Genomic DNA, 16,622 nt, shown 5'->3' on the forward strand with positions numbered 1-16,622 from the left:
CATTCGAGCAGGGAGGCGAAGAAGAATGAATGATCGCGATATGAACAATAACAATATGCACCCCGGATTAAACTCTGAAGAATATGTGAATCAATTACACAAGGATCATCGTCGACGCTTGTTGCATCCCCATGGATTTTTGCATGAATTGAGTAATTACGGGCTGGCGGTATTGCTCATTGCTGCTGTACTGGCTGCTATTGTATGGCTGCGTTAACTGGATTACGAATAAGCTGTCGTATTGTATAGTAAATACGGCTGTATCTCATCGGAAGTAAATAAGAAGAAGCCCGATTCCTTAGAATCGGGCTTTTTGGTGTTCAGGGAGTAGGAGACAGCAATGAGGGATATTTGAAGCTTTCTAGCAGGTTTAAGCGCCATAAAGGAATGTGAAATGCTATAATAAAATCATTTTTAACATATATCATGTATGGAGGGAATACGATGCAGCTTCAAACCGAACGATTGATCATTCGCGATCTTGTACCTAGCGATTGGAAAGCGATACATACCTATACAGCAATGCCAGAGGTAACGACGTATACCGCATGGGGACCGAATACGGAAGCTGATACGCAGCAATATATCCAGCAGGTGATAGACTGGCAGAAGGAGCAGCCGCGGCAGCATTATGAGCTGGGTATCTGTTTGCAAAGCGATGGAACATTGATTGGAGGGGTGGGCATTCATATCCAATCCACCAATGCAGAGATTGGTTATGTGCTGCATCCAGACTATCAGGGAAGCGGATATGTAACGGAAGCAGCACAAGCGCTAGTAGGCTATGCCTTTGACACGCTGTCTATCCATCGCGTCTATGCCACCTGTCGTCCATCCAATATCGCGTCCGAAAAGGTTATGCAAAAGCTAGGTATGACCCGTGAAGGCATGCTACGCCAGCATTGGTACTATAAAGGTGAGTTTCACGATTCGTATCTCTATTCCATTTTGGCAAGCGAGTATGCTGCGCGATCAATCGGTAGAACATAAGAAGTGTACATATTGGAAGACATCCGGTTATTCGTAGTATAGTGGTATGGGAAACGATGATTTTCGGTATGGAAACTATGGAAGTAGAAGGAGCTGGAATCGCGATGGAATTTACGCTACAGGAAGCAAGCATTACACAGCTGCAACAGCTGATGGAGCAAGGACAGGAAACGGCGGTATCCATCGCCTCTCAATATATGCGTCGCATCGCTCAAATGGATCAGCAGGGTCCGCAGCTGCGCTCGGTCATCGAATGTAACCCAGATGCGATTGCGATTGCGATGCAGCTAGACAGCGAACGAGCAGCAGGGCATATCCGTGGTCCATTGCACGGCATTCCGGTATTGATTAAGGATAATATCAGTACATCCGATGCGATGCACACCAGCGCGGGATCGCTCGCATTGGCAGATTCCTTTGCACCGACGGATGCCTTTCTCGTACAACAATTGCGAGCGGCAGGTGCAGTGATTTTGGGCAAAACCAATCTGACGGAGATGGCAAACTTTATGTCGTTTCAGATGAAAAATGGGTATAGCGCGCGTGGTGGACAAACGCTGAATCCATACGGTCCCGGTCAACTGGATACCGGTGGCTCTAGTTCCGGTTCGGGTGTAGCAGTTGCAGCCAATCTATGTGCGGTTGCCGTAGGAACGGAAACATCCGGTTCGATTTTGAATCCAGCTGCCAGTAACAGTCTGGTTGGAATCAAGCCGACACTAGGGCTGATCAGCCGTAGCGGCATTATTCCGATTACTTATACACAGGATACGGCGGGACCGATGGCGCGGACGGTAGAGGATGCAGCGATTCTACTCGGAGTGCTCGCAGGACGTGATGAACAGGATGTTACCACCCTGTCCGCGCCTGTCGATATACCGGATTATACAGCCGATCTGCATACTGCTAGCCTGCATGGGGTACGTATCGGTATCAACCGCGCGCATCTGAATCGGTTAACAGAAGAGGAGATTGCCATTACCGAAGCATCCATTGAGGCGATGCGTCATGCTGGAGCGGTAATTATCGAAGGTGCCGATTTGGCAGATACGGTAGCTGAAGGCGATATGACGGTGCTGCTGTATGAATTCAAGTCTGCACTGAATCGTTATTTGGCAAGTCTTGGTCCGCAAGCGACTGTGCGTACACTGAAGGAAATGATCGACTTTAACCATCTGCATCACCGGGAAGCACTGCGATATGGACAGGATATTTTGCTCAAAGCCGAATATGAAACGTCTGGTACATTGACCGAGCCATCCTATATAAACGCTCGTCTGGATCAGTGGTATGCTGCGCGTGCAAATGGTATTGACCGCGTATTGCAGCAGCATCGACTGGATGTGATTTTTACACCGGAATTTACCGATACACCAGCGGTTGGCGGCTATCCGGCGATTATGGTGCCTGCCGGTTATCGACGCGATGGTATGCCGTTCGGGGTGAGTTTTATGGGTACAGCGTATAGTGAAGTACAGCTGATCCGCATTGCGTATGCGTTTGAACAGGTTGTGCCTGCTCGTCGTAGCCCACTGTTATAATGAAGATACATGAGGTTATGGATGATGCTCTATATCCGCCCGGTCATTGCCGTTTACGGCAGTTGCCGGGTTTTTGCGTTATGCTGTGGTGTTAGCTAAGCAAATGCCTATTGTGACACAAATGGCATAACCCTAGAATATGATAAGGATCATGTACAATAAATAGACAATAATAAATGGAAGATCGCAAGCAGCTTTTGCCAATGTGTAGAAGCTGCTGTTTGATATATCCGGGCACAAAGACATGGTTACAGACTAGAGACCATCCGAAAACAATGGCATAAAGACAAAGGAATTGTCGTAATCCGTAGAATACCCACATGATAAGTTACAGAGTTAATCGGTTGCTGAAATATGCCGAAAAAAGTTCTAATCTCTGGAACTCATTTTGACGAAATAATACATAGAGCTATTAACTTAGAAGCTTAATTTAGAACATTGGGGAGGCATCATGAGCAACTATCCATCTTCCGCTGCCGCTATTGCAGCCGATCCTTACGAAAAACTGGCATCCAAATTATTATTGTATACTTTGCTAGGGATTTTAATTTCGTGTATTCCTATTTTCTTGGGGATTTATTTTTCAGGTCTTTCGTCACTGACGATTTTGCTGTTTTTATTATTAATTGTGGTGGTCATGTGTCCGTCGCTGATTATGATTTATCGCAAATGTCATATGTTCAAAAACGGTAAGTACTGGATTTCAGGCTTTTCGTTCTTGATTATCTTTTGTATTTTATGGGTCATTCCTTCACAGGTTGGCTGGTGTGCCCTGTTTATTTATATGGCGTTAACGCTGTTATATCTTGATCGTCGTGCTACATTGCTCAGTATCGGCTATGCGCTGGTCATTGAGATTGTACATGTAATCTTCAACCCGTTTTTGAATCAATTGCCTGTTATCGATCTGGTGGTTATGTTTGCTGTTACCTTGATGGTGGGAGCTGTTGCCGTATCGGTTTGTATTGTCGGCGAAAAGATGACCTCACACTTGCAGGAACAGCGTGGTCAACTGGATCAGCTGTTAGAGGAGGTAGAGCATTCGGCAGAGGAGCTGACTGCCTTTGGACAGCAATTGAAGGAGAATGTTGCTGATACCGACCGCATTGGACGTGAATTGACCGGGGGATTTCAAGAAATCGGCAACGGTATTGATTCGCAGGCAACCAGCATTGCCGAGATCAATACGTCCATTCAGCAATCGGAAGTGTTTATTGGCAATATCGATCAAACCGCATCGGATATGTCTCAATTGGCGGAACGTGCGGCAGATTTGACTCGTTCGGGTAATGAAAAGGTAGAGCAGCTGCGCGGAAGCGTCGATGCTGTCGGTCATGTGATTGATGAAACGTATACCGCAATGGATACACTACGCCAATATGCGGAAGAGATCTCACATGTATTGCAGTCGATTGAAGGTATTGCTGCGCAGACCAATATGCTGTCATTCAACGCTGGTATTGAAGCAGCGAGAGCAGGCGAGCATGGACGTGGTTTTGCTGTAGTCGCCGCAGAAATTCGCAATCTGGCTAATGATTCACAGCAGGCAACCATCAATATCACAGATATTTTGACACGAGTGCATCAACAGACAGAAGTAGTCTCTAGCGGTATTTACCAAGGACGTGAAGCAGTAGGCAGCATACGCACAGCCGCAGGCGAAACGGAATCTCTGTTTGGTCGCATTCAGGAAGAAACAGTCGTCGTTTCTGGTCGTTCACATGATATCAGTCGCGAGATCAAAGAATTGACGGAAGCGATCAAGCATACGGTCATTGAGATGAGCAGCATTTCGGCAGTAACGGAACAATCCAGTTCGTCTGCGAAACAAGTGGTGCATAGTCTGCAAAGCCAAACCGAGCGCGTAACGGTCATTGCTGACAGCTTCAACCGTTTGCAACAGCTGATTGAAACGCTGAATCGTTCACTCGATCAGACTTCACAGTGAGAGCAATCATCCTTTTTCGTATCCATGTAACACATGCTAAATATGGCAATCGTCTTTCCATTCGACACGTATAATAGAAGAAAAAAATGGTTTTATATCGTTTTTTATTTCAATTCATGATTATCATTTGGGAAAAAGACACGTTTTGTTGGTAATCCACTGACAAGACGTGTCTTTTTGTTTGTCTTTTTCATATAAATCACCTTGCTAGGTCTTTCGCCCGGTTTCTTAAGGAGAGGATTGACTAAAAAGGTATACTGCAACAATATGGAATATAGATCCATGCAAGTTCCAGTATATGTATTTTTATGTCATTATTATTCATCCAAACCAACATATACTGAAACTTCTCCAGTCATGGACTGTACACTGAATTTGCGGAAATAATCACGTTGATCTTTGCTTGAACTTTTTCTCTCGTTATTGATTTACCACATTCAAAGGAGGAATTGGAATGCAACAATCTAGTGTTTCTGTTGAGCAAATGATTCAGATGATCAGTGAAGTGAAAGACGATCCCGCTTGTTTGACCACTCTCGGTCCTGACTCGGACATTATCCATGATGCCGGTCTGGATTCCCTCCAGCTTATCCATTTTATTTTGCGTATCGAAGACGAGTTTGATGTAGAGATTGATTTTGAGGAATTTGATATGGATCACCTAGGCTCGGTTGCGAAATTTTGCGATTTTGTCAATCATTCGCATGCCGGGGCAAGCGTAGAATCACTAGAAGCCTGATCTTTTACATAACGATGTAAAGATGGGGCTTGGCAAGGTACAAATGACAGGGTCCGCATGACGCTCAGGATCACAGTATGTCGTATAACATGCTGTTTGGTACTGGTTTCCGTCTGCTGTCTTTTGCGACGACACAACAGGAAAATCATCTTCGCCATTCTGATGAAAGAGGTGTTCTGTGTGCAGCCAAGAAGTGAAGTAACGATAGATCGTGAAGCCTTTAAATTAATCAAACGCACCGTTCGCAATGCCACCGTATCCTACCGTAACAAAATCAAAGATCCTACGTATCGGACAGAGTTGCCGCAATCGCTCGGCATCAAGCTGACCAATCGCTGTAATCTACGATGTACCCACTGTTTCCAGTGGAATGAAGACGGCTACCATCACAATATGGAAAAAGCCGAGCAAAATATGGATCTTGATCCTGCTATTTTCAAGCAGCTGCTGGATGATACGCGTGAGGTCAAATCGCGCCTGTATCTGTGGGGCGGCGAGCCGATGTTTCACCGTCAGTTCAGTGAGATTATGGGGCATATCCAGAATGACCGCCGTGAGATGACGATCTGTACGAATGGGCTGCTGATCAACAAGCATCTGGATCAAATTCTCGATCTGTCGGAAAATCTAGAACTGCTGATCGCGGTAGAAGGATTTGAAGCCGAGCATGATCTGATTCGCGGCAAAGGCACATTCAAAAAGACGATGGCTGAAATTGATCGTCTCGTAGAGCTGCGCGAGCAAGGCTTGTATAAAGGGCGTATTTCGGTGCATGCGGTTATCAATGACAATATGATCGGTCGCATGAGCGAGCTGTTGGAATTTTTTGAATCCAAAAAGCTTGATCTCGTGATGCTGTGCTTCCCTTGGTATATTTCCCGGGAAACATCGCTCAAAATGGATCGTTATTTTGCCGACCGCTTTAGCTGGCTGCGTCAGCTGGATGAGCGTCATATTAGTAGCTGGCATGCGTTCAAATACAAAATCAATCCGAATAAAATGGAAGCGCTTATGGATGATCTGAACCAGATCAATGATCGTGTCTGGAAAATCCGTGTCCGCTATCAACCGGGTCTCGATTATGATGAGATCGATAAATTCATCCACGGTGACGAAATGACAAGTCGTTGTTCCAATAACTGTCTGGCGCTGACATCCCGCACGGATATTATTCCTGACGGCAGTGTAATGCCATGCAAATTCTTTGCTGAATTTACCGTAGGCAATCTGAAAAATAAAAGTCTCAAGGAAATCTGGGATTCCGAGGAATATGCCCAGATACGCCAGACAATTAACGAAGGCGGGTTAACGCCAGCTTGCTCCAAATGCAGTGTATTGTATCTGCACGGAGCCAGTGGATTGCAGTCGCTCAACTATATTTGATCCGTAGAGGAGGAATGAGGATGAGTACAGACGACAAAACGCTGGTGCCGCTTCAGATCGATGTGCTAGGCGTCGATAATGACGAGATCAGTCAGCTGATTCGTACGATGCGGGTACAGGAGGACGGCTTTGTGGTTGCCGCTGATCTGGTCAAAGCGGTGGATGAGAATTTTGTGATCAACCACTGCTTTTACGGAGCATTGCAAGCGGTTATGAAGCAGCAGCAGATTCAGCTGGAGGAGACGGATATTTATTATCTGTGCAATGGTCCTTCCATCGCCTATGCAGGCGGTAATCAGTACGATACATTCGGATTGGACCCGATGATTCGTATGCTACAGGAATGGAATGATCACACAGGCGTTGATATTTCGTATACGCGTGTGGACCAAGACAACCGTGATCATGCTGCGATTGTGCAGGAATGGTACGAGGTGCTTTCTTCTGGCAAGACGCTATTGCTACATGCCGATACAGGTAGCCTGAACTATAACGAGCTGCTCTCTGCCAGCCCCGGAGGCGGGCATGTAGTACAGCTGTACGGGCTTCAGCCTAGCGAGGATATCGCTTATATTATCGATCATTTCCTGCTGGATAAGGCTGGCAAGGTACTCGGTTATAACGGCACAGTTCGCATCAGTGACCTATTGGAAGGGCTTGTCGAATATGGCAGCATCCAGAGTACGCCGGGTACGAAAATCCCACCAGAACAAATCTTGTCTGCCGCGATTACCCACCTTGAAGAATTTCTGAGCGGTGGGATAGATGAGCATGGACAAGCCCACGGCATTGCCGCGTATCGTCTACTGAATACGGAAATGATGAACTTGTCCGAGTTGGACGATGAGGCATTTGAAGAGGCGTGTGGCATTATCTATTATCATCTGCGCGTTGAAAGTCTGGTGCATTTACTGCGTTATTCCACTCAGCTGGCAGTGCAGCATGAAGCACTGCTAGGTGCAGAAGCGCCAAAACTGATTCGTCAGATTGAGCAGCTTCAGGATCATGCGCAGCGTCTGATGATGAAGCTGTACAAAATCGGTGTACGCCATAATCGCAGCAAGTTGCAAGCTTGGACTGACAGCAACCGAGAGTTGCTGGAACATATGGAGCTGCATTTGGGAACGTTGGTCAAAAAGCTGGCTGCCGCCAGCAAAGCTGCTTCCGTTTCTTGATTCGGCAAGACATCTAACAAGAACACATATCCAATCCCGCAGCTCGTCATTGTGCCTTGCCGCGGGATTACGAAGAAAATGCAGCCTGTTTGGTGCATAGGATACCCGGCGGCAAACGCTCCGAGTGCTCTATGAACGAGCAGGCTGCATGATTCGTTTTATCCTCTGTCGGAAACGGCAGACCATTCGCAAGGAGATCACCATCACCCGAAAGGAAGGGATAGGTATGCGCGAATTTACGCCTGAAGCTGAAACATCTCCTGTTTTACATATGGGCACCTTTGAAGCGGAATTGCACTGGCGGGAAAACAATCTGGCGATTTTGCCAGCACTGCCAGACAAGGAAGCGGAGAAGATTGTGACCGCGATGGATGAATTGTTATTTTGCTTTTGTAAGCCTGGCGATCTGCTGTTAACTCGGTATGCGTCCTCACCAGCACAGCTGGACTATACATCGGCGCTTGGATTTGAATATACCGCGAATACATTCAATCTAGAGCAGAACATAGCTACACCGCTTGCAGCTGTGACAGCGGGACAAGCGCCTTCGCGTGCGCGTGCTGCTGATCAGCATCCGGTATCGGTATTCCGATTATTGTATGAGCATGGACAGCCGATTGAACAGCAGCTACCGCTAGCAGGTACCGTGTTATCACCATTTGCATGGGTGCCGTATATCGGTGAGATTAGCCGCAAATTTGGCATTTATAGCAATCATCCATCACTGGACATTGTACGTCGGGTGAATACGAAGCGCTATTCGGCGTGGATGAAGCAGCATCTGGAGCTGAAGCATCCGGGCTTCTTTGTCGAGAGTTCAGCAGAGCTGGAAGTGATCGGCAATGAGCTGCTGCGAGACGGTACCTTTTTGATTAAAGATAATTATGGTGTATCCGGTAAAGGTAATCTGCATATTGAGACACCATCCATGCTGACGCGCATTCTGTCCAGTATTCGCAAGCAGGAGGAGAAGGGGCGCAATGTGCAATTTGTGCTGGAACGGTTTCAGCACAAGGAACGCGATTTCTCGTGCCAGTTCCATATTACGGAGCAGGGCGATATTGATATTTTATCGGTGCAATGGCTGGCAAATTCGCAATTTGCTTATCGCGAATCGCTGTCACCGGATATTCAGTTTATGGATCGGCTGGAGCAGGCGGCATATTTTGACATTATGATGGATATTGGGCGTCAGCTATATCGGGACGGTTATTTTGGACATGTGTGCATCGACTCGATGACCTTGCAGGATGGCACTATTGAGCCGCTGGTGGAGATCAATGCGCGCAAATCGATGAGCCTAATCAAGAATAGTATTGACCGTTATCTACGCAAATACAATCTGCTCGGCAATATGACCAACTACACGGTATCGCATGATGGCAGCTTTGATCATGAACGCTTGCTGCTAGAGCTAGAGCGCGAAGGTCTGTTATTCCTACCGCATCGTGAAACTGGTATTATGCCACTGACTTCCGCAGCCTTGTCCGTCAATCACAGCGATATTCCGCCCAGCAAAAAGCGCAAAGGACGCTTGTATCTATCCGCTGTTGCCGCGGACGAAGCGAGCAAGCATGAGCTGTTGTCAAGGCTGGAGCATCTGCTGGAACGCAGTGGTCTGCATATTTTGAATTGACCTACGTTGCAATGAACACGCATGGTGTGATTGGATATTTGCCTCTGTATACCTGAAACGGAAAGGGAGGATATCAGATGACTGTAACCATATTATGTTCGGGATTTGGATTGGGCTTCTATACACCGGGGTTGCTGGTGGAGGCTGGCTTGAGACGACTGGGTATCCCAGCGGAAGTGCTTGTATTTGAAAATGTAATGAACCCGGAGCATCGTGGCAAGGTGGATCATAGTCGGCGTGCATATCATGAAGACTTTTCAGTAGCGCTTATGTCACAGCGTATTCCACAGGATATTCGCAAAAGCATGGACGAGCAGCAGGTAAACACATTGCTGAATCAATGGAAGGCAGAGGGACGGCGGCATTTTGTCTGCTTGTCTGGTCACTGGGTCTATTTACTGGAATTGTACCGGGAGCAGATGGGCAATGAGCTGGAAGTGGATTTGCTATATCTAGATGTGTCGGATTCTCCTTCTTGGAAAAACGTCAAAAAACGTCTAGGTTCGCTAACCGATCATTATCGCGAGGTATGGCTGTTCGGACGAGAAGATGAGCCAATGTCTACGTACATCAACATCGTTGGTTCTGATCCTGTGATTCCGTATGAGCAAAGGGAACGTCGTTTGCTTGTTCATGGCGGGGGCTGGGGAATGGGGACGTATCGCGAGCATTTGCAGGCATTGCAGCATGCGGGATACGGACTGGACATTGTACTGTATGAAGGTGACGAACCGGGCGCAATCGATAGCGGTCAACGATACTATCGCATGGATCCATCATGGCGCACATGGCAGCAAAATGAGCAGGGCAAGCATACCTTCCCACCATTTGCCGAAGTGCAGGAGGGTATACAGGAAACCTACCAGTCACATCATGATTATCATCTGCTATGCGAGATTGAACGACGCGTATGTGCCATTGTAAGCAAGCCCGGAGGTGGTACGCTGGCGGATTCATTTGCTTCTGGTACGCCGATTATTTTCCTCGATCCGTTTGGTGAGCATGAGCAGAATAATGCAGCATTGTGGCAGCGCTATGGATATGGGCTAAACTATGATACTTGGATGAGCGAGTATGGCGGCGGCACCGATATACTGGAGCAGATGCACAACCGTTTGCTTCTGGGTCGTCAGTCGCTGTCCTCGTATACGGAGCAACTGTCCACGCGCTGGGCTTCCGCGCTGCAAACGGCAGCAGAAGCAGATGCTGACCTTTTGCTATCCCTGTCAGAGGAGGAACGCCGTTGAAGGAGCATGGAATACCTGACAATGTGATTCCGCTGCCGGTACGCGATACTCAACCGGTAGGACAGACAGCAGAGGTGAAGCGTCATATCGAAACGGTCAGGCTGGGGATTCTGGGCTGCTCCGGTATTGTACCGCGCGCTGTATTAGAGCCTGCGGTCTATGTCCCAAATCTAGAAGTGACCGCCGCTGCTAATCGCACACTCTCCAAGGCGCAGCATATGGGGGAGCAATACGGTATCCCGATCATCCATGACACGCTGGACGAGCTGCTGAATAACTCGGAGCTGGATGCGATCTATATCGGTCTTAGCAATCAGCTGCATGCTGGATGGATAGAAAAGGCGCTGCGTGCTCGCAAGCATGTGCTGGTAGAGAAGCCGATTGCGCTGGATGCTGCCGAGCTACCTATATTGAGTGCAGCAGCAGAGCAATACGGTGTGCATTTGGCGGAAGCGATGATGGTCGCTCATCATCCGTGGCAGCAGGCGCTGCGGCAATTGATCTTTTCCGGCGAATTCGGAGCATTGCTGCGTACGGAAACACGGCTATCGATTCCGGCGCGGGATGGTCATCAGGATAATTACCGTAGTGATCCGCAGCAGGGTGGAGGCTGCTTGTGGGATTTGGGCTGCTACTGGCTCCAATTTTTGCAGCTGTTCACCCGTTTGGATCAGGCAGAGCTGGAAGGGCGTTCCCAATTTGACGGTCCGAACGGCTGCGATTGGACCTTCCATGCTCAGGCGACATTGCGAGACGGAGTACAGGCGGAAGCGTTTCTCTCATTTGAACAGCCGTATGCGTGCCGTCATGTGCTGCATTTTGAACAGGCGACCTTGACGATTAACGATTTCTTCCGCTGCAATTTGGGCTTTTACAAGATGAAGTTCAAAATTGTCCCTGTGCGCCGAAGTGGTGTCGAAAACGAAGTACAACAGCGCATATTTGAGCCAGCCAACTACTATGTCAATCAGCTGCATACCTTTGTACGTGATGTGCAGCAGCATCAGCCGGGGCAGCCGAATGAGCCATTGGCGGAAGCGATTGACCGTATTCAGGCGCTCAACACATTGTATCGAAGTGCGAAGACGCATATGGCATTTTTTTAAAAGAGTCTTCGCAGCATATAGCAAAACCGCCAGCCGGTCGCGAAACCAGCAGGCGGTTTTTTATATGAATATACGTATTTATTTTATGCTAGAGGATATGTTTTCTACCATATACTCAAATAACAATACTCAAATAAAATGCTCCGGCGGTAGCAGCTCGCTCCAATCCAGCATCAATAACGGACGCGGACCGATAGGACGTGTCGCGCATACGGCAAGCTGGTACTGCCCGTCTACATTGATCTTACGGAAAAAGCAGTTCTGACCGCGGTGATCGTCCCAGCCACCGGAGGAATCCTCCTTCGGGTTCGGTGCAATAAGCCGAGCGGTATGTTCATCGATTAGTTGAACGGCAAAGGAATCTAATGGAATAGATAACCCTTTTCCGACAAATTTGATATAACTTTCCTTCAATGTCCAGAGCGTGTAAAATAATTGAAGCCGCTTTTGTTCTGGTGCATCTAACAGCAGCTTGTATTCGGACGAGGTGAAGAAGCGTTCTGCAATCGCAAAATCGATCGGACGCACCTTTTCAATATCAACACCGACCGGAGCGGAATCGTCTGCACAGATGATCCAATCTCCAGCATGGGACAGATTAAAATGAATATGCGGATGCTGAATCAAAAAGGGCTTTCCATAGCTATTCTTGCCCATGTCCAGCGTATCCGCAGACAATTGATAACGCTCCTGCAAAATATGCCGCAGCAGCAATTCGCCAACAAGACTGCGCTGCGCATCCTGCTGACGTTGAAATCGTAGCGATGTTTCCCGTCGTTCTGCGGATACCACATCGCGCATACGCGTCATGACATCGTCCGGTAATAGCTCCGGTAGATGTACACCAGTAATAGTAACCAAGCCTTTATCCTCACTTTTCGTCTGGCTTGTCCATGGGACAGCCTTGGAATGTATACCCATATATTGACCAATAATTCCAAACACGTCAATATGACAAAATAGGAAGTTTGTATGCGATTCATTATTTGTTATTTTGAATCAATAGGTGTATGCAAAAGAATCAAAAGAGCAAGCAACATCTTATGATGATGCTTTTGATAGAACGTGATATGTAGTATGATGAGCAGTAAAACGAATATATTCGCAGCAAAAGCTTTCCTTATAAAGAAGGGGCAGCATAGATTGAACTACAGGAGGAAGAACGTTGTCAGAGATCAAACATTTGCCTTATCAAAGTGAAGATACGTACTTTGTACAGATGATTCCCGATATTCAATTTGCTCGTTTTTCGAACGGAACAACCTTAAAAATGAATATTTTGCGTCCAGAATCGCATATTCCACTGCCATTGATCGTCTGGATCGTCGGCGGTTCATGGTTAGACGCTGATCATTATAAACATGTGCCAGTGATGTCTGAACTCGCACGTCAAGGGTATGTAATTGCTTGCATTCAGTATCGTACGGTGAACCGCGCGCCGTTCCCTGCTCAGCTAGAAGATGTGAAGACAGCCATCCGTTTCCTAAAAGCACATGCGGACGAATATGGCATTGATGCAGAGCATGTCGGCGTATGGGGACACTCTGCGGGAGCGCATTTGGCTTCGCTTGCTGCCGTTACGGGTCATCAGCCAGAGTGGGACGAGCGTGGTCAATGGACCGGGCATTCTAGCAAAGTGACCGCTGTTGTCGACTTTTGCGGACCGATTGATGTACAGGTTGATTTTGATCATGAATATGCCTTACCAGTCATTTCGCTGCTGGTCGGTGGACCGATGCGGGAGAAGGTTGCCAATGCGGCATTGTCCAATCCGGTTACCCATATTCGCACCGCTGCCGAGCAGGGTATAGTCTTGCCGCCGTTTCTGATTATGCACGGCGATGCGGATGAAATGGTGCCGCTGCGCCAAAGCCAGTTATTGTACGATGCACTGCATGAAGCGGGAAGCCGCGTCGATATGTATGTGCTGGAAGGTGTAAAGCATTCCTCGTCGGGTCTGATGACACGGATGGATGTGCTGGAAGCGGTTAGTCGCTTTTTTGCCCGTCATCTGAAAGGCTCCTGAGGTATTGCCTATGCGGAAGCTTGCATATACCGCAAGGAACGGTCGAAGCAACAAGAGGCACACGGGATTATGGATGGCACGCCCCGGATTTCGATGCTCAAGCACCATGTAAGGGGGATGGGGACATTGGATAAGCAAGAGAAGGATATTCTCCATAGCTTGATTGCCGGGGAAGGTGGAATTTATCGTCCGCTTTTTGAGCATCATCCCGACGCGATCTATGTGATGGATATGGAAGGCAATTATATATACACAAATCCAGCTGTACTACGGATGACCGGATACTCGCCCGAAGATCTGCTGACGATTGACAAGCGTAAGATTTTTGGCGAACAGCGTTTGCATTTCCGCTCGCCTTATTTTCAGCAGGTGATCAATGGGGAATCGGTACAGTTCGAGACGAATATTTTTCATAAAGAAGGATATATCATTGATCTGGATGTGACCTATGCACCGGTGGTCAAGGACGACCGTATCGTTGGTATCTTCGGTGCAGCTAAGGATATTACATCGCGCAAGCAGGCGGCGGAGCAGCTGCGCCAGAGCGAGCAACGATTGAATTTGGCACAGGATATTGGTGGATTTGGCTGCTGGGACTGGAATGTAGAGACGCAAGAGCTGGTATGTACGCCGCGATTTTTTGACATTATGCACATGGAGCAGGACGCACCAATCTTGCTGTACCGCCGCTTTTTGTCACGTATTCATCCCGATGATCGCGATGCGGTAAGAGATGCGTTCCGACAAGTGCTGGCAAAAGAGACGATTCATCTGGAATGTCGACTGAGCGAACCGACCTACAATGTCAAAACCATTTCCATTCGTGGACGATTGATCCGAACGAATGAGAGCGGCGAGAAACACATGATCGGTACGATTCAGGATATTACCGAGCAGCGATTGATGGAGGATTTGATTCGTGAGAGTGAGCGGCAGTACCGGATGTTGTCCGAGCATACGATGGATCTGATCTCCACCCATACCGCGGATGATCAATTGAACTTTCTGTATGCGTCGCCGTCGCTGACTCGTCTGCTTGGCTATGAGCCGGATGAGATGGTAGGGCAAAGTGCAGTAGCCTATTATCACCCCGAAGATCGGGCGGTCGTGCAGGTGTATGTACAGTCGATTCTGTATGCACAGGAGCAGCATACGGTCTGTTATCGTTTTCGTCATAAGCAGGGGCATTATGTGTGGCTGGAATCCAGTGGAACCTTTGCTGCGGACCGTATGTCACCGGCAGGTGGTACGGTGGTTGCGGTATCGCGCGACGTATCAGATCGCAAATTTGCGGAACAGCAGCTGTTGGAGAGTGAACAGCGATATAAGTCGCTTGTAGAGTATAATCCATCTGGTGTCTATTCCTTTGATATAGAAGGACGGCTGTTTAATCTGAACCCTGTTGCGGAAATTCAGAGCGGCTACGTAACGGGCAAGGTGGAAGGCGTATATTTCACCGATTTGATCGAGGACGATGATGTACATGAAGCGCAGGAGCATTTTAATAAGGCGCGCATGGGGCTGCCGCAAAATTACGAAACAACGCTGATTCAGTCTGGCGGTAATCGCATGGAAGTGAATATTACGAATGTGCCGATTATTGTCGGCGGTCAGATTACCGGCGTGTTCGGCATTGCGACTGATATTACAGAGAGCAAGCGGTATGTCGAACGTATCCAGTCGATCAGTGAGGAATACAATCTGATTCTAAGCTCGGTATCAGAGGGCATTTTCGGTATTGATATTGCAGGTAGAGGCATGTTCATCAATGAAGCGGCGGCACGCATGCTACAATTGCCGCGTGAAGAATTTATCGGCTTTCCGCTACAGGAGACGGTGATCAATGCACGCGCCGATGGAGAAACGTATCCGCCGGAGCAGAATCCGGTCAAATTAACGCTGTCGGATGGGCAGTCCCGACATGCGGCAGAGGAAGTGTTTTTCCGGCGTGATGGATCAAGCTTCTTCGTCTCATACCGGATCAATCCTTTGTTTGACCGAGAGCGTATTGTCGGAGTGGTCGTTGTCTTCAGTGACCGTACGAATGAGCGGGCGATCATGGAGGCAAAGGAAATGGCAGAGCGTGCCGCTTATGCCAAATCGCAATTCATTTCTATGATCAGTCATGAGCTGCGTACGCCGATGAATGCGATTATCGGTATGACCGAGCTGATGCATGAAGCATCACCCGATGATGAGCAGCGCTGGTATGCGGATATTGTACTGCAAAATAGCCATGAACTTATGCGCATCATGGACGATATAACCGATGTGCATCGACTGGAAAATGGTCATCTGATGCTGGATGAGCAAATCTTCGATCTGCACGAACTGATGGACAATGTATATCAGCTGTTTTTGCCATTGGCAGACGATAAACAGATCAAGCTGCATATCTCCATTGGGCAGGAAGTACCGCGCCTAGCAAGAGGCGATATTGTTCGTCTGCGTCAGGTGCTGGTGAATATCGTCGGCAATGCCGTCAAATTCACCGATCAGGGTAGTGTACAGATTATGGTCGAGCTGTCGCATCTGTCACGCGAACATGGGATGCTGGTTGATTTTCGTATTACCGATACCGGTATCGGTATTCCAGCGAATCGGCTGAATGAACTGTTCCATTCCTTCTCACAGGTGCATCAGGTGATGAATCGTCATTACGGTGGAACAGGTCTAGGATTGTTTATTAGTAAAAATCTGATTGAGCTGATGAATGGAACGATTGGAGTGGAGAGTCGAGAGCATAGCGGATCGACATTCTACTTTACCATCCCGCTGCAATTGGCAGAGTAAGGAAGATACAACACAACTGCTGAATAGCGGCAATCGCG

General features: G+C 47.9%; 13 protein-coding genes. 12 read left to right on the top strand and 1 reads right to left on the bottom strand.

Annotation, left to right across the window (positions count from 1 at the left end):
• The first annotated feature begins 25 nt into the window (after nt 1-25).
• The 10 genes from ABXR35_RS03405 (at nt 26) to ABXR35_RS03450 (ending at nt 11,765) form a co-directional block, all read left to right on the top strand.
• Nucleotides 26-217 carry a hypothetical protein gene (locus tag ABXR35_RS03405; RefSeq protein WP_367055438.1) on the top strand — a complete coding sequence of 64 codons (192 nt, stop codon included), beginning with the start codon at nt 26-28 and terminating at the stop codon, nt 215-217.
• Nucleotides 218-444: 227 nt separating this feature from the next.
• The gene (locus ABXR35_RS03410; RefSeq protein ID WP_367055441.1) at nt 445-990 is read left to right on the top strand and encodes a GNAT family N-acetyltransferase; all 546 of its coding nucleotides are present in this window, start codon (nt 445-447) and stop codon (nt 988-990) included.
• 68 nt (nt 991-1,058) lie between these two features.
• Nucleotides 1,059-2,531: an amidase gene (locus tag ABXR35_RS03415; protein WP_367055444.1), complete on the top strand. Its 1,473-nt coding sequence runs from the start codon at nt 1,059-1,061 to the stop codon at nt 2,529-2,531.
• Nucleotides 2,532-2,982: 451 nt separating this feature from the next.
• Nucleotides 2,983-4,479 (top strand): methyl-accepting chemotaxis protein, encoded by a 1,497-nt coding sequence (locus ABXR35_RS03420; RefSeq protein ID WP_367055447.1) that lies wholly within the window; start codon nt 2,983-2,985, stop codon nt 4,477-4,479.
• A gap of 454 nt (nt 4,480-4,933) precedes the next feature.
• Entirely contained in the window at nt 4,934-5,218 is a 285-nt protein-coding gene (locus ABXR35_RS03425; RefSeq protein WP_367055450.1) for an acyl carrier protein, read from the top strand.
• Between the two features lie 180 nt (nt 5,219-5,398).
• The gene (locus ABXR35_RS03430; protein WP_367055453.1) at nt 5,399-6,601 is read left to right on the top strand and encodes a radical SAM/SPASM domain-containing protein; all 1,203 of its coding nucleotides are present in this window, start codon (nt 5,399-5,401) and stop codon (nt 6,599-6,601) included.
• A 20-nt stretch (nt 6,602-6,621) separates the two neighbouring features.
• Nucleotides 6,622-7,776, top strand: a complete 1,155-nt coding sequence (locus tag ABXR35_RS03435; protein WP_367055456.1) for a BtrH N-terminal domain-containing protein — start codon at nt 6,622-6,624, stop codon at nt 7,774-7,776.
• 226 nt (nt 7,777-8,002) lie between these two features.
• On the top strand, nt 8,003-9,412 hold the full coding sequence (locus ABXR35_RS03440; RefSeq protein ID WP_367055459.1) for an ATP-grasp domain-containing protein: 1,410 nt from the start codon (nt 8,003-8,005) through the stop codon (nt 9,410-9,412).
• A 77-nt stretch (nt 9,413-9,489) separates the two neighbouring features.
• A complete protein-coding gene (locus tag ABXR35_RS03445; protein WP_367055462.1) occupies nt 9,490-10,659 on the top strand; it encodes a UDP-glucuronosyltransferase in 1,170 nt (389 codons plus the stop codon).
• Complete coding sequence (locus tag ABXR35_RS03450) at nt 10,656-11,765, top strand: Gfo/Idh/MocA family protein (protein ID WP_367055465.1); 1,110 nt, start codon at nt 10,656-10,658, stop codon at nt 11,763-11,765. The genes ABXR35_RS03445 and ABXR35_RS03450 overlap by 4 nt, the downstream gene beginning before the upstream one ends.
• Before the next feature lie 129 nt (nt 11,766-11,894).
• On the opposite strand, the gene ABXR35_RS03455 is transcribed toward ABXR35_RS03450, so the two are convergent.
• On the bottom strand, nt 11,895-12,626 hold the full coding sequence (locus ABXR35_RS03455) for a 4'-phosphopantetheinyl transferase superfamily protein (RefSeq protein WP_367055467.1): 732 nt from the start codon (nt 12,624-12,626) through the stop codon (nt 11,895-11,897).
• Between the two features lie 304 nt (nt 12,627-12,930).
• Here ABXR35_RS03455 and ABXR35_RS03460 point away from each other — a divergent pair, with 304 nt between their 5' ends.
• Nucleotides 12,931-13,791, top strand: a complete 861-nt coding sequence (locus ABXR35_RS03460) for an alpha/beta hydrolase fold domain-containing protein (RefSeq protein ID WP_367055469.1) — start codon at nt 12,931-12,933, stop codon at nt 13,789-13,791.
• A 126-nt stretch (nt 13,792-13,917) separates the two neighbouring features.
• Nucleotides 13,918-16,584 carry a PAS domain-containing protein gene (locus ABXR35_RS03465; RefSeq protein WP_367055471.1) on the top strand — a complete coding sequence of 889 codons (2,667 nt, stop codon included), beginning with the start codon at nt 13,918-13,920 and terminating at the stop codon, nt 16,582-16,584.
• Nucleotides 16,585-16,622: the final 38 nt, after the last annotated feature.

The sequence above is a fragment of the Paenibacillus sp. JQZ6Y-1 genome (assembly GCF_040719145.1).
Taxonomy (GTDB): domain Bacteria; phylum Bacillota; class Bacilli; order Paenibacillales; family Paenibacillaceae; genus Saccharibacillus; species Saccharibacillus kandeliae.

Coding starts and splice junctions, on each gene's coding strand:
- ABXR35_RS03420 (WP_367055447.1), top strand. CDS start 2,983: ATGAGCAACTATCCATCTTCCGCTGCCGCTATTGCAGCCGATCCTTAC.
- ABXR35_RS03415 (WP_367055444.1), top strand. CDS start 1,059: ATGGAAACTATGGAAGTAGAAGGAGCTGGAATCGCGATGGAATTTACG.
- ABXR35_RS03440 (WP_367055459.1), top strand. CDS start 8,003: ATGCGCGAATTTACGCCTGAAGCTGAAACATCTCCTGTTTTACATATG.
- ABXR35_RS03410 (WP_367055441.1), top strand. CDS start 445: ATGCAGCTTCAAACCGAACGATTGATCATTCGCGATCTTGTACCTAGC.
- ABXR35_RS03445 (WP_367055462.1), top strand. CDS start 9,490: ATGACTGTAACCATATTATGTTCGGGATTTGGATTGGGCTTCTATACA.
- ABXR35_RS03405 (WP_367055438.1), top strand. CDS start 26: ATGAATGATCGCGATATGAACAATAACAATATGCACCCCGGATTAAAC.
- ABXR35_RS03425 (WP_367055450.1), top strand. CDS start 4,934: ATGCAACAATCTAGTGTTTCTGTTGAGCAAATGATTCAGATGATCAGT.
- ABXR35_RS03435 (WP_367055456.1), top strand. CDS start 6,622: ATGAGTACAGACGACAAAACGCTGGTGCCGCTTCAGATCGATGTGCTA.